This is a genomic window from Streptomyces sp. NPDC003284 (assembly GCF_053589675.1).
This window is the reverse complement of sequence record NZ_JBSFSI010000029.1, coordinates 62,559-75,295: the sequence shown is the minus strand read 5'-3', so window position 1 is coordinate 75,295 and position 12,737 is coordinate 62,559. Positions and strand designations below refer to the sequence as shown.

Genomic DNA, 12,737 nt, shown 5'->3' with positions numbered 1-12,737 from the left:
GGGTTCCGGCCGGTGGCTCCCGCCGTCCGCCGAACGGACGGGTACCCGCGGGAGCGGTCCGTTCCACAGGATCGCCGGTGCCGCAGGGCCGATCGGCCGAAAGGCACGGGGCGGCGGTCAGTTCCGGCAGGTGCTGTCGCGGGACGGCAGGACACCGGTCGTCAGGTAGGCGTTGACGGCGTGTTCGACACAGGGGTTCCTCGGGGCGAAGAGCCCGCCGTAGACGGTGTGGCGGAAGGCGCCGCGCAGGGTGACCAGGCGGGAGCCCCGCAGGGCGCGGTGTGCCGCCAGTTGCCCCTGGTAGACGGCTGCCGGGTCCCCGGTGTCGCCCACCATCAGCAGGGGGACGTCGTTGCGGACCGCTGTGGGCGGCTCCGCCGGGGCGGCCGGCCAGAACGTGCACGGGGTGACGGTGCGGGTGAGCGGCCCGAAGAGCGGGTCGTCGGCGCGGTGGGCCCGGATGTCGCGGTAGTAGGTCTCCGGATCGCGGGAGGCCGCCGCCCGGTCCGCGCACTGGCTCGCGGTCTGGACGGCGAACGTGCCGTCCGTGTCCGGGGCGGCCAGAGCGGTGAGGGCCTGCTCCAGGCTCGGGGTGGGGTCGGCGCCGTCGCCGCGGGCGGCCCGCAGGAGCACCCGGACGTCGGCGGCGTAGCCCGCGTACGTCTCGTCGCTGTCGCCCGCGGTGACGTTCCACAGGAGCTGCGGCAGGTTGCCGCTGTCGACGGTGTGGGCGCCGAGCCGGACCGGGGCGCGGGCGACGGCCCGGTTCAGCTCGCCGACGCTGTCCATGACCTCGCCGGTGGTGGAGCCGAGGCCGTACGCGCGGTCGCGGCGGGCCGCCCAGGCGGCCCAGTGGCGCAGGGCCCGGGTGACGGCCGGGCCCAGGGCGGCGGTCTGGTCGGGGCCGTACGTGTCGGCGTCCAGGGTGCTGTCGAGCACCACCCGGTCGGTGCGGCCCGGGAAGAGCTGTGTGTACACCTGGCCCAGATAGGTGCCGTAGGAGGAGCCGAGATAGCTGATCCTGCGTTCGCCGAGGGCGGCGCGGATCACGTCCATGTCGCGGGCGGTGTCGCGGGTCGAGACGTACGGCAGCTCCGTGCGGTGGTCCGCGCAGCGGGCCGCGAGGTCCCTGGCGCGTGCGACGGTCCTCTCGAAGCCGGCCCGGCCGGTCCCGGCGGAGCCGATGGAGACGGACGGCCAGCCGCAGTCGAGGGGGGTGCTGCGGCCGACGAAGCGCGGGTCCATGCCGATCACGTCATAGCGTGCGGCCAACTCGGGTTCCGCTGCCCGCAGTTGCAGGGCGAGGGCGCGGACCGGCACACCCGGGCCGCCGGGGTTGTAGAAGAGGGTGCCGTGCCGGTGGGCGGTGTCCGTGGCGGGCAGTCGCGCGAGGGCGACCGTGAGGGTGCGGCCCTCCGGGCGGCGGTGGTCCAGGGGCACGGTGGCCTCGGCGCACCGGGCTCCGGCCCGGTCGAGCGCCGTGCCCTCGGTGTCCTTCGGGCCGTCCGCGCACCTGTGCCAGGCCAGGGTCTGGTGCTCGAAGCGGGCCGGGCCCCGCCCGTCGGTCGCGGCCCCGGCCCGGGTGGTGCATCCGGTGATCAGGGACGCGCTCGTCAGGGCCGCCAGGGCGGCGGCGCACATGGCTCTTCCGCGTGGGGACAGCATCGTCGTGTCTTCTCCTTCGGGTCCGGGGCAGCGGGTCACGGCACGCACGTCGCCGTCCGCCGCCCGACGACGCTAGGCCGCGGTCACCGGCCGGCACATCGGCCCGCGGTCGGTGGTCCGGCCGGTGTGCCGCCCCCGGCGTCCTCCTCCCGTCCGGCGCTCGCGGACGGGCGATGACCTGCGCCTTCGCCCTCCGGGGAGACTGCGCCTCGGGGGTGTCCCCTACGACTGAGGGTGCGGTCGGGGCGGCGAAGGCACCGCGCCCGTCCGGCAGCGGCCCGGGAGACCGGGCGTCCGTGCAGGTCAGCGCACGGATTTGCCACTGGGGGAGGAACGCGGCTCATCCTGGGGGCGCAGAGCGGACCGGATGCTTTCCGCCGGGCGGCGTACGCGGTCCGCGTGTGGGCGGCCTAACGTTCCAGTGCGCCGTACCGGACCGACGAAGTGGGGGAACGATGGCCGCACCTGTCGTCGCCCGGATACCGGCCTTCGTCCGGGACGCCCTGCTGGTGGCCGTGCTGTGCGGGGCGACGCTGCCCGCGACGGCCGGGGAACCGGTGTCGGTGGCGCTGAGTTCGGCGCTCCTGCTGCCGCTGCTGTGGCGTCGGCGTGCGCCGCTGCCGGTGTTCTGTGCCGTGGCCGCCGCCGCGTTCGTCCAGTGGCTGGCGGGCTGTCAGCTCCCGGCGGACGCGGCCCTGCTGGTCGCCCTCGCCACGGTGGCCGCGCACACGGCCGGGCGCGAGGTGCTGGTGGCCTGTGCGGTGCTGGAGGGCGGCATCCTCCTGGCCTGCCACCGCTGGGCGGAGGAGGGCCGCTTCGGGTCCAGCGCGGTCGCGCTGACCGCGCTGGCCGCCGCTGCCGCCCTGCTCGGGGCGTACACACGCGCCCTCCGGGAGCGTACGGTCCATCTGGAGCGCGAACGGGACCAGCGGGCGCGGCTGGCGGTCGCCGGGGAACGGTCGCGCATCGCCCGGGAGATGCACGACATCGTCACCCACAACCTGTCCGTGATGGTCGCGCTGGCGGACGCCGCCGGATACGCGCCGCCGGACGAGGACCTGGCCCGTCCGGCGCTGGAGCAGATCTCCGGGACGGGACGGCAGGCACTGGCCGACATGCGGCGCGCGCTGGGGGTGCTGCGGGCGGACCCGGCCGAGACGGAGTCGCAACCGCTGCCCGGCATGGCCCAGTTGGAGGTGCTGGCCGAGCAGATGGGGGCCGCCGGACTGCCCACCGCCCTGGAGGTGCTCGGGGACCCCAGCCGGGTACCGGCCGCGGCCCAGCTGACCGTGTACCGCCTGGTGCAGGAAGCCCTGACCAACACGCTCCGGCACACCCCGCACGGCACCAGGGCCCGGGTCAGGGTCGTGTGTCTGGCCGAGGGTGTCACCGTGGATGTCGTCGACGACGGCCCCGGCGGACGGCGCACCGGCCCGGTGCCGGGGCACGGCATCGCCGGGATGCGCGAGCGGACCGCCGCCCACGGCGGAAGGCTGCTGGCCGGGCCGCTCCCGGACGGCGGCTGGCATGTCGGCGCACGCCTCGGCCCCGGCGACGGGACGGCAGGGGGCCTGCGGCGGTGATACGTGTCCTGCTCGCCGACGACGAGGCGCTGCTGCGCATGGCGTTCCGCACCGTGCTGGGCGCGCAGCCGGACATGGAACCGGTCGGCGGCGCCGCCGACGGCGAGGAGGCGGTGCGGCTCGCCCGGCGGCTGCGGCCCGACGTGGTCCTCATGGACGTACGGATGCCGGGGACGGACGGGATCGAGGCGACCCGGCGGATCGTGCGGGCCGCACCGGACAGCAGGGTGCTCCTCCTCACCACCTTCGATCTCGACGAGTACGCGTTCGCCGGGCTCAGGGCGGGCGCGTCGGGCTTCCTGCTGAAGAACGCCCACCCCGAGCGCCTGCTCGCCGCCGTCCGCGAAGTGGCGGCGGGCGACGCGGCCGTCTCCCCGCGGGTCACCCGCCGTCTGCTGGACACCTGTGCGGCGCTTCTGCCGAGCGGCGGCGGCACCGGGCAGGAGGAGCGGCTGCGGCCGCTCACCGCGCGCGAGCGGCAGGTGCTCGCCCAGGTGGGCCGCGGTCTGTCCAACGCCGAGATCGCGGACGCCCTGCATCTGGCGGAGGCGACCGTGAAGTCCCATCTGGGGCGGATCCTCCAGAAGACCGGGCTGCGCGACCGCGCGCAGGCCGTGGTCCTCGCCTACGAGAGCCGCCTGGTGCGGCCCGATCTAGGATGAGACGTCCTGGACACATGTGCGAGAGGGAGGCTGTCCATGCTGGCTGCCGTGGCCGACGCGCCGGGCCGGCTCGCGGAGGCGGTGGCCGTGCGCGAGGTGAAGGCGCCCCCGGCGCCCGGCGCGGGCGAGGTCGTGGTGCGCATGGTCGCGTCGACCGTCAATCCCTCCGACGCGGTCACCGTGTCGGGCGCGTACGGGTCGCGGACCACGTTCCCCCTGGTCCCGGGCTTCGAGGGCGTCGGCGTGATCGAAGCCGCCGGGCCGGGCGTGCCGTCCGGTGCGGTCGGCCTGCGGGTGCTTCCGCTGGGTTCGGCGGGGGCCTGGCAGCAGTACAAGCGGCTCGCGTACGCCTGGTGCGTCCCGGTGCCGGACGACCTCCCCGACGAGGTGGCCTGCTTCGCCTACGTCAATCCGCTCACGGCCGTGACGATGGCCGAGCGGTTCTGCGGGCCGGGCGTGCGCCGCGTGGTGGTCACGGCGGCGGCCTCGGCCATCGGCGGGCAACTGGCGGAGCTGCTGGCCGGGCGCGGGATCGCCCCGGTCGGCATCGTGCGGGGCACACCGGGACGGACGGTGGCCGAACCCTCCCGTTGGCGGGCGGTCATCACGTCGGACGACCCCGGGTGGCGCGAACGGCTGCGGGCGGAGACCGGCCCGGGAGGCGCCGATGTCGTCCTCGACTGCGTCGGCGGTGATGTGGGCGGCGCCGTGCACGCGCTGACGGCCCGTGCCGGTGTGTTCGTGCACTACGGCCTGCTGTCGGGGACGCCGCTCCCGGCGGAGTGCTTCACCGGGCGGGGCGCCCGCGTGGAGCTGTTCCGGCTGCGCGACGTCGTCCGGCCCACCTGCGGCCGCCACCTGCCCGCGCTGTTCGCGCCGGTCTTCGAGCATCTGCGCCACGGCCGTCTGGGGACGGTGGTCGCACGGCGCGTCGGGCTCAGCAAACTCGCCGCGCATCTGGGGAGCCCGGCGGCCGCGGAGCCGGGGAAGACCCTCATCGCGTTGCAGGGGTGACGACGCCGGGCGGCGTCGGCGCAGCCGGTGGACCGGGCGCGGTGCACCGGCTGCGCGGACGCCGGACGCCTACGGGTGGTAGATCTCCCGCAGGGCGGTGATCCGGCCGTGGCCGTCGACGCGGTAGGAGAAGTAGGGGCTGTTGGCGAGCTTGTGGTGCACCAGCCACCGCGGGGTGACCTCGACGGTGTCGGTGTCGTGGAGGACCTCGACGGTGGCGCCCGGCGCGAAGGACAGCGACCGGGTCGCTCCGCTCGGGGTGTAGATGACGTCCTCGTCGTTCTCGGTGTTCACCACGCACGTCTGCGGGGTGACGCGGACGACGGTCCTGCCCCGGACGTCCGCGGCCGACCTGAGTTCGAGGAAGTGCCGGTAACCGGCGGGCAGATGGCACGGCTTCCAGGTGGTGGCGGACACGGACGGGCTCTTGGCCGCCGGGCCCGGGGCGGCGCCCGCGGTGCCGCTCGTGGTGGCGAGCAGCGCGGCGGTGGAGGCCAGGACGGCGACGGCGGCGTGACGGTGGTTCATGAGCATCCTCTGCTCCGAGGGATCCGCTGACGTCGAGGGAGAGGGCCGTCCGCGGGCGCGGGTTTCAGCGGGAGCCGACTGTGACGGGATGGTGACACGGAGCGTCGCGCGGCGGAGGCCGGCCGTCAGCGGTCCGTCCCCGGTACCGGCCCGGCGTCGCCGCCGCGGGCGGCGAGCAGGGGCCGCAGGTGGGCGTGGGCCCAGCCCGCCAGGGCCGTGGGCGTGGTGGTGACGGCGTCGCGGGGCTGCTCGGGGACCAGGGTGCGGGTGCCCGTGGTCATGCCGACGAGGGCGTCCACCGCGTCCGGCGCCAGACCGGCGGCGGCCAGCGTCCGGCGCACGTCGTCGTCGGACACCGTACGGAGCCGGATCCCGCGCCCGAGCGCCACCGTGAGGATCTGCGCGACGCGCCGCCACGACAGGTCCTCGGGGCCGTGGACGCCCTGGACGGCGCGGCCGTGCCAGGTGTCGCGGAGCAGCCGGGCGGCGGCGATGTCGCCGATGTCGCGGGGGTCGGTCCAGGGCATGGTCCGCTCCGGGTCGTCGGCGGTGGTCAGCCGCCCGGCGGCCAGGTCGTCCAGGGAGAGGAGCAGGTTGGTGAAGAAGTAGCCGCAGCGCAGGTGCAGCACATCGGCGCCGGTGGCGTCGAGCTGTTCCTCGACGGCGGCCAGTCCGTCGATGTGGCCCGCGCCGTGCCGCAGTTCCGCGCCGATGCTGCTGAGGAACACCACCCGCCGCACGCCCCCTTCGCGCACGGCGGCGGCCAGGCCCGCACCGGTGCGGCGCGAGGTGCCCACCGGGTCCTCGGCGGTGTGCGGCGTCGGGTCCACCAGGAAGGCCGCGGTGGCGCCCGCCATCGCCGCACGGACGAAGCCCGCGTCGGTGAGGTCGCCGCGGCGGGCGTCCACCCGCTCCCGGACGTCCGGCGCCAGCCGGGCCGGATCGCGCACCAGGACACGGGGGCGTACGCCGGCCTGGAGCAGCAGCCTGACCACCCGCGAGCCGACGTGGCCGGTGGGGGTGGTGACGACGACGGTCATGGGACTCTCCTCGGTTGCGTGGTCCGGTGTGCCCGGCACCGTAACGGCCCTTGCGGCCGGAATCTGACCGCAAGGGTGCGAGGCTGGGCCCATGAATCACCCGAGTGCCCGGATGCTGGAGCTGCTGTCGCTGCTGGCCCCCGGGGTCCCGCGCGCCGGGGCCGACCTCGCGGCGCGGCTCGGTGTCTCGCCGCGCACCCTGCGCAGGGACGTGGAACGGCTGCGGGACCTGGGCTACCGGGTGCAGTCGGCGCGCGGGACCGGCGGCAGCTATCTGCTCCCCGCCGGGCAGGGCATGCCGCCGCTGCACCTGTCCGAGGAGGAGGCGGTGGCCACGGCGGTGGGGCTGCGGCACGCCGCCGCGGCGTACGGCACGGACGGGCCGGGTCCGGCCGACAGCGCCCTGCGCAAGCTGGAACAGGCGCTGCCCGCACGGCTGCGCGGCCGGATCGAGGCGCTGCTCGCGGCCACCGAGGTGCCGGGTGGGACGGGCCCGGCGGACGGCCTCGGCACGCTGGAGCGCCTGGCCACGGCCACGCACCTGCGCTCACGCGTGGGCTTCGAGTACGCGGCCCGGGACGGCGGCAGCGGCGGGCGCCGTGCGGAGCCGCACCGCCTGGTGCTGCTGGCGCACCGCTGGTACCTGCTGGCGTGGGACGAGGACCGCGCGGCCTGGCGCACCTTCCGGGTGGACCGGATCTCGGGTCTGCGGGTGCCGGGCACGACGTTCCCGGCGCGCCCGCTGCCCGAGGGGTCCGCCGGGCTGTTCCCCGGTCCGGGCCCGGCGCGGGGCGCCGTGCTGTTCCTGGCACCGGCCGGGGCGGTCGCCCGGCGGCTGACCGCCCGCGCGGGCACGCTGGAACCGGCCGGGCCCGGCCGCTGCCGGTATCTGACCGGCACGGACGACTGGGACTGGCTGGCGGGCGCCCTCGCCTCGGTGGGCCTGCCCTACCGCGTCGAGGGCCCCGCGGAGCTGGTGCGCGCCACCCGGGCCCTGACCGCGCGGGCCGGTGCCGCCGCGCCCGCGGATCAGAAGGCGTAGCGGACGGTGAGCCAGGGTGCGTGGACCGCGATCAGTTCCCGCAGACGCCCCACGGCGGCACCCTTCAGACCGGTGCGGTAGCGGACGTTGTCGTCCCCGTTCTGCGACCGCTTGGCCTCCTGGATCTCCGGGCGCCACAGCAGCTCCTCGGCACGCGGGTGCCAGCCGAGGTTGATCTCGTGCAGTGCGCGGTTGTGGGTGAGCAGGATGACCTCGGCGGCGGCCTGCGCCTTGACGGCCGCCGGGAGCACGTCGTCCAGCTGCCGCAGCAGCTCGGCCCAGGCCGCCTCCCAGCCGGGCCGCAGGACGACCGGCGACAGGTTGAAGTGGACCTCGTACCCGGCTTCGACGAAGTCCGCTGCGGCGGCGATCCGTTCGGGCACCGGGCTGGTGCGGACGTCCAGCAGCCGGGCGTCCTCCTGCGGCATCACCGAGAAACGGACCCGGGTGCGTCCGCGCGGGTCGAGGCGGAGCAGGTCGCGGTTGACGAACTTGGTGGCGAAACTCGCCTTGGCAGTCGGCCAGGACCGGAAGGCCCGGATCAGGTCGGCGGTGTTGTCGCTGATCAGCGCGTCGACCGAGCAGTCGCCGTTCTCTCCGATGTCGTAGACCCAGGCGGTGGGGTCGCACTGGTTCGGCGCCGGTTTGCGGCCCTGCCCGGCGACATGCCGCTCCAGGTGGGCCAGGATGCGGTCGATGTCGGTGAAGACGGTGACCGGGTTGGCGTAGCCCTTGCGGCGCGGTACGTAGCAGTACGCGCAGGCCATGGCGCAACCGTTGGAGGCGCCCGGCGCGATCCAGTCGGCGGAGCGGCCGTTGGGGCGGGTGGCCAGTGTTCCGCGTACGCCGAGGATCAGCGTCTCGGTCTTCACCCGCACCCAGCGCTCGACGTTCCCCTCGTTGCCGTGCAGGTGCGGGATGCGCCAGTGCGAGTCGACCTCCGTCACCCGGGCCTGCGGGAACCGCGCCAGGATCTGGCGGCCGCGCGGCGACACGGCGGCCGCGGGCTCGGCGACGATCTCGCGGATCCGCAGCAGGCGCGCGGCGGCCGAGGACATGTCCTCCCCGGCCCGCGGGGACGGCTCGGCCGCGGTCCGGGGCTCCGAGGCGTCGATCAGGTCGTCGAGGGGGAACAGGCTCGCCTGACGCGGGCTGCGGGGGCTGCGGGATGAGGGCATACGGGATCCGGCGGGGCTGGAGCGGTGTGCTGCTGGCTCTTCCATTGTCCTCCGCCCGGCGGCCCGCGCCGCGGTGCGGTCGCCGTCCGGGCGGCGGCCGCGGCGAGCGCGCGCGTCGTCCGCCTGCCCGGGACCGCCTTGCCGGGGCAGCCCTCGAATGACCCCCTTCGAGTGACCCGTCACCGGACGGCCCACCCGGCTCCTGAGGAGGAGCGCGCCCCTGCGCAGCGCGACCACCCCGATCACCCTGGTCACGGCGGCCGGGGCTGTGGCTCCGCACGGACGCCGTTGCGCCGGTGGGGTGACCTGCGTCCGCAACGGCCCGCGTACCGGGCAGGCATCTGCGCAACCGCACCCGCGAGAGGGGGTTGCGCATGCCGGTACGTGCCGGAGGCGGCGTGAGGACGGTGCCGGGTCCGACGGATCACGTGGTCGTGGTGGGCGCCGGTCTCTCCGGTCTCGCCTGCGCGCTGCATCTGCTGGGCGCGGGCCGCCGGGTCACGGTCGTCGAGCGGGACGCCCTGCCCGGCGGCCGGGCGGGACGCGTGCGCCTGGGCGGCTACGAGCTGGACACGGGGCCCACGGTGCTGACCATGCCGCACCTGGCCGACGAGGCGTTCGCGGCCGTGGGCGACAGCCTCGCCCGCCATGTGGAGCTGATCCCCCTGCACCCGGCCTACCGGGCCTGTTTCGCGGACGGGAGCTCGCTCGACGTGCACACCGCGGCGGAGGCCATGGAGGCCGAGGTCGGACGGTTCGCGGGTCCGGCGGAGGCGGCCGGCTACCGGGCGCTGCGGGACTGGCTGACCCGGCTGTACCGGGCGCAGATGCGGCGCTTCATCGACACGAACTTCGACTCGCCCTTCCAGTTGCTGCACCCGGACCTGGCCCGGCTGGCGGCCCTGGGCGGCTTCGGGCGGCTGGACCGGCGGATCGCCCGCTTCCTGTCCGACCCGCGCCTGCGCCGTGTCTTCTCCTTCCAGTCCCTGTACGCCGGTCTCGCCCCGGCCCGCGCCCTGGCGGCCTACGCGGTGATCGCCTACATGGACACCGTGGCCGGGGTCTGGTTCCCCAAGGGCGGCATGCACGCGCTGCCGCGGGGCATGGCCCAGGCCGCGGCCCGCGCGGGCGCCGCGTTCCGCTGGTCGGCCGAGGCGACCGCGCTGGAACGCTCGGCGGGCCGGGTCCGCGCCGTACGGCTGGCCACGGGCGAGCGGATCGCCTGCGACGCCGTGGTCCTGAGCTGCGAGCTGCCCGTCGCGCACCGGCTCGTGGGGCGCGCCCCGAAGCGGCCGGTGGCCCTGCGGCACTCGCCGTCGGCCGTCGTGCTGCACGCCGGTACGGACCGCACCTGGCCCGGTCTCGCGCACCACACGCTGTCCTTCGGCGCGGCCTGGGAGCGGACCTTCGAGGAGCTGACCCGCTCCGGACGGCTGATGAGCGACCCCTCGCTGCTGATCACCCGCCCCACGGCCCACGACCCCGGCCTGGCACCGCCGGGCGGCCACCTCCACTACGTCCTGGCGCCCTGCCCGAACACCGACGTCGGTCCCGGCGCCGCCGCCTGGCGCGACCTGGGGCCCCGCTACCGGGACAGCCTGGTCGCCGAGCTGGAGCGCCGGGGCCTGGACGGGTTCGCGGGCAGCGTCCGCGAGGAACTGCTCGTCACACCGCTGGACTGGACGGCGCGGGGGCACGCGGCGGGCAGCCCGTTCTCGGTGTCGCACACCTTCGCGCAGACCGGCCCGTTCCGGCCGCGCAACCTGGTCCGCGGCCTGGAGAACGTCGTCCTGGCGGGCTGCGGCACCACCCCCGGTGTGGGCGTGCCCACGGTCCTGCTGAGCGGCAAGCTCGCCGCCGCCCGCGTCACCGGCGGCGCCCCGCGCCGCCGCTCCGTCCCCGCCCGTCCCCCGTCCCGCACCGTCCGGGCCGTCGCAGCGACCGCGGAGGGCGCCCATGACCCGTCGTGAACTGGACGCCGCCGGTATCCACGACCCCGCCCTGCGCGCCGCCTACCAGCGGTGCCGACGGCTCAACGCCCGCCACGGCAGGACGTACTTCCTGGCCACCCGGCTGCTCCCGGTGGAGCGCCGGCCGGCCGTGCACGCCCTGTACGGCTTCGCCCGCCGGGCGGACGACATCGTCGACGATCTCGACGGGACCGGGACGGCGGAGGAACGCGACCGCGCGCTGCGCCGGCTGGAGGACGGTCTGGCGCACGGGCTGCGCACCGGGGAGGGCACCGAGCCCGTGGTGCGGGCCCTCGCGGACACCGCGGGACGGTACGGCATCGCGCACACGCTGTTCGCCGACTTCCTGGCGTCGATGCGCAGCGATCTGCACGTCACGGACTACGCCACGTACGCCGATCTGCGGGCGTACATGCACGGGTCGGCCGCGGTGATCGGGCTCCAGATGCTGCCGGTGCTCGGCACGGTCGTGCCCCGCGAGGAGGCGGCACCGCACGCGGCGGCCCTCGGGGTGGCGTTCCAGCTGACCAACTTCCTGCGGGACGTGGGCGAGGACCTGGACCGGGGGCGCGTCTATCTGCCCGCGGACCTGCTCGCCGCGCACGGCGCGGACCGCTCGCTGCTGGAGTGGAGCCGCCGTACGGGCCGCACCGACGCGCGGATCCGGGCGGCGCTGGTCGCCGCCGAGGAGCTGACGCGCGGGGTGTACCGGGCGGCGGAGCCGGGCATCGCCCTGCTCGACCCGCGCACCCGGCCGTGCATCCGGACCGCGTTCACGCTCTACGGCGGCATCCTGGACGCCATCGCGGACCAGGGCTATCCGGTGCTGCACCGGCGCGCGGTGGTCTCGCGCGGACGCCGGGCGGCGGTGGCGGCGGCCGGGATCGTACGGGTCGCCGCCGCGCGCCACCGCGCACGGGCCGGGCGCCCGGCGCCGCCCGTGGCCGGGGCGGCGCTGCGGCGGGAAGGGCAGCGGGGGTGAGCGGGCGGGCGGACCGCACCGGCTGGACGCCGCCCGTGCGGCGACGGCGCCGCTCGCGCTGGGCGGCGCAGGCACCGACCTGGCGGCAGGCGCGTCCGGCGCTGATCGCCGCCGCGCTCGCGCGGGCCTCGGCGCGGCCGACCGGCAACTGGTTCGTCGTCGGTGCCTCCCGGGACGTGCCCGCCGGGGGCCCGCCGCTCGGCCGGACGGTGGGCGGGACGGAGGTCGTGCTGTGGCGGTCGGACACCGGTGAGCTGCACGCGGGGCCGGGCGCCTGTCCGCATCTCGGGGCGCCGCTGCGGGAGGGCCGGGTGGTGTGCGGCACACTGGTGTGCCGCTGGCACGGACTGGCCCTGGACGGCGGGCCGTTCACCGGCTGGGACCCGTACCCGGCGCACGACGACGGTGTGCTGGTGTGGGTCCGGCTGGACGCGGTCGGCGGCGAGGAGCCGTCGGAGTGTCCCCGGGTGCCGGAGCGTCCGGCGGCGGGCAGCGCGGTGGACGCCGTGTTCACGGCCGTCGGGCGCTGCGAACCGCAGGACGTGGTCGCCAACCGGCTCGACCCGTGGCACGGTTCGTGGTTCCATCCGTACGCGTTCGTGGACCTGACGGTGGTCCGGCCGCCGCGGGAGCGGGGCGACGACGCCTTCGTCGTCGATGTGTCCTTCCGGCTGACGGACCGTCTGGTGGTGCCGGTGCGTGCGGAGTTCACCGCTCCCGGGCCGCGTACGGTCGTCATGCGCATCACGGAGGGCGAGGGGGCCACGTCGGTGGTGGAGACCCACGCCACGCCGCTGACCGGTACGGCGCACGCGTCGCCCCGGACGGCTGTCGTCGAAGCAGTCGTGGCCGCCTCGGACCGGCGCGGCTTCGCCCTCGCGCGGGCCGCGGCGCCCTTGCTGCGCCCGTTGATCCGGCACACGGCCGGGCGGCTGTGGCGCGACGACCTCGCCTACGCCGAGCGGCGCTGGGAACTGCGCGGTACGGGCCGCTTCCCCGGAGCGGGCACGGCAGCACACCGCCGTGTGCCCGCCGAGGCGGCCGAGGACCACGGCGCGCCGGGCTGAGCGCGC

11 protein-coding genes are annotated in these 12,737 nt (G+C 76.2%); 7 read left to right on the top strand and 4 right to left on the bottom strand.

Features of this window, described 5'->3' with window-relative positions; translation table 11 throughout:
* Positions 1 to 117: 117 nt before the first annotated feature.
* Positions 118 to 1,665: an alpha/beta fold hydrolase gene (locus ACWDYF_RS35225; protein WP_389473655.1), complete on the bottom strand. Its 1,548-nt coding sequence runs from the start codon at positions 1,663 to 1,665 to the stop codon at positions 118 to 120.
* Positions 1,666 to 2,120: 455 nt separating this feature from the next.
* Between ACWDYF_RS35225 and ACWDYF_RS35220 the strand changes: the two genes are divergently transcribed.
* The 3 genes from ACWDYF_RS35220 to ACWDYF_RS35210 are packed head-to-tail and all read left to right on the top strand — an operon-like array spanning position 2,121 to position 4,924.
* On the top strand, positions 2,121 to 3,248 hold the full coding sequence (locus tag ACWDYF_RS35220; RefSeq protein WP_389473657.1) for a sensor histidine kinase: 1,128 nt from the start codon (positions 2,121 to 2,123) through the stop codon (positions 3,246 to 3,248).
* Entirely contained in the window at positions 3,245 to 3,910 is a 666-nt protein-coding gene (locus tag ACWDYF_RS35215) for a response regulator (RefSeq protein WP_381744865.1), read from the top strand. The genes ACWDYF_RS35220 and ACWDYF_RS35215 overlap by 4 nt, the downstream gene beginning before the upstream one ends.
* Before the next feature lie 36 nt (positions 3,911 to 3,946).
* Positions 3,947 to 4,924 (top strand): zinc-dependent alcohol dehydrogenase family protein, encoded by a 978-nt coding sequence (locus tag ACWDYF_RS35210; RefSeq protein ID WP_389473662.1) that lies wholly within the window; start codon positions 3,947 to 3,949, stop codon positions 4,922 to 4,924.
* A 69-nt stretch (positions 4,925 to 4,993) separates the two neighbouring features.
* Here the strand turns inward: ACWDYF_RS35210 and ACWDYF_RS35205 are convergent, their stop codons facing one another.
* Positions 4,994 to 5,452: a hypothetical protein gene (locus tag ACWDYF_RS35205; protein ID WP_389473664.1), complete on the bottom strand. Its 459-nt coding sequence runs from the start codon at positions 5,450 to 5,452 to the stop codon at positions 4,994 to 4,996.
* 125 nt (positions 5,453 to 5,577) lie between these two features.
* Positions 5,578 to 6,492 carry an NmrA family NAD(P)-binding protein gene (locus ACWDYF_RS35200; RefSeq protein WP_389473666.1) on the bottom strand — a complete coding sequence of 305 codons (915 nt, stop codon included), beginning with the start codon at positions 6,490 to 6,492 and terminating at the stop codon, positions 5,578 to 5,580.
* Positions 6,493 to 6,583: 91 nt separating this feature from the next.
* Here ACWDYF_RS35200 and ACWDYF_RS35195 point away from each other — a divergent pair, with 91 nt between their 5' ends.
* A complete protein-coding gene (locus ACWDYF_RS35195; RefSeq protein ID WP_389473668.1) occupies positions 6,584 to 7,534 on the top strand; it encodes a helix-turn-helix transcriptional regulator in 951 nt (316 codons plus the stop codon).
* Here the strand turns inward: ACWDYF_RS35195 and ACWDYF_RS35190 are convergent.
* Entirely contained in the window at positions 7,522 to 8,712 is a 1,191-nt protein-coding gene (locus ACWDYF_RS35190; RefSeq protein WP_389473670.1) for a spore photoproduct lyase family protein, read from the bottom strand. The genes ACWDYF_RS35195 and ACWDYF_RS35190 overlap by 13 nt on opposite strands.
* Before the next feature lie 398 nt (positions 8,713 to 9,110).
* On the opposite strand from ACWDYF_RS35190, the gene crtI reads away from it, so the two are divergent.
* Genes crtI through ACWDYF_RS35175 form a run of 3 tightly spaced genes read left to right on the top strand, consistent with a single transcriptional unit; the run spans position 9,111 to position 12,731 of the window.
* The gene (gene crtI, locus ACWDYF_RS35185; RefSeq protein ID WP_389473672.1) at positions 9,111 to 10,682 is read left to right on the top strand and encodes a phytoene desaturase family protein; all 1,572 of its coding nucleotides are present in this window, start codon (positions 9,111 to 9,113) and stop codon (positions 10,680 to 10,682) included.
* Positions 10,669 to 11,664: a phytoene/squalene synthase family protein gene (locus ACWDYF_RS35180; protein ID WP_389473674.1), complete on the top strand. Its 996-nt coding sequence runs from the start codon at positions 10,669 to 10,671 to the stop codon at positions 11,662 to 11,664. The genes crtI and ACWDYF_RS35180 overlap by 14 nt, the downstream gene beginning before the upstream one ends.
* The gene (locus tag ACWDYF_RS35175; protein WP_389473676.1) at positions 11,661 to 12,731 is read left to right on the top strand and encodes a DUF5914 domain-containing protein; all 1,071 of its coding nucleotides are present in this window, start codon (positions 11,661 to 11,663) and stop codon (positions 12,729 to 12,731) included. The genes ACWDYF_RS35180 and ACWDYF_RS35175 overlap by 4 nt, the downstream gene beginning before the upstream one ends.
* Positions 12,732 to 12,737 lie beyond the last annotated feature (6 nt).

Excerpts from the sequence above, each read along its gene's own strand:
- ACWDYF_RS35205 (WP_389473664.1), bottom strand. The coding sequence starts at position 5,452 with ATGAACCACCGTCACGCCGCCGTCGCCGTCCTGGCCTCCACCGCCGCG.
- ACWDYF_RS35200 (WP_389473666.1), bottom strand. The coding sequence starts at position 6,492 with ATGACCGTCGTCGTCACCACCCCCACCGGCCACGTCGGCTCGCGGGTG.
- ACWDYF_RS35195 (WP_389473668.1), top strand. The coding sequence starts at position 6,584 with ATGAATCACCCGAGTGCCCGGATGCTGGAGCTGCTGTCGCTGCTGGCC.
- ACWDYF_RS35225 (WP_389473655.1), bottom strand. The coding sequence starts at position 1,665 with ATGCTGTCCCCACGCGGAAGAGCCATGTGCGCCGCCGCCCTGGCGGCC.
- ACWDYF_RS35180 (WP_389473674.1), top strand. The coding sequence starts at position 10,669 with ATGACCCGTCGTGAACTGGACGCCGCCGGTATCCACGACCCCGCCCTG.
- ACWDYF_RS35220 (WP_389473657.1), top strand. The coding sequence starts at position 2,121 with ATGGCCGCACCTGTCGTCGCCCGGATACCGGCCTTCGTCCGGGACGCC.
- ACWDYF_RS35190 (WP_389473670.1), bottom strand. The coding sequence starts at position 8,712 with ATGCCCTCATCCCGCAGCCCCCGCAGCCCGCGTCAGGCGAGCCTGTTC.
- ACWDYF_RS35210 (WP_389473662.1), top strand. The coding sequence starts at position 3,947 with ATGCTGGCTGCCGTGGCCGACGCGCCGGGCCGGCTCGCGGAGGCGGTG.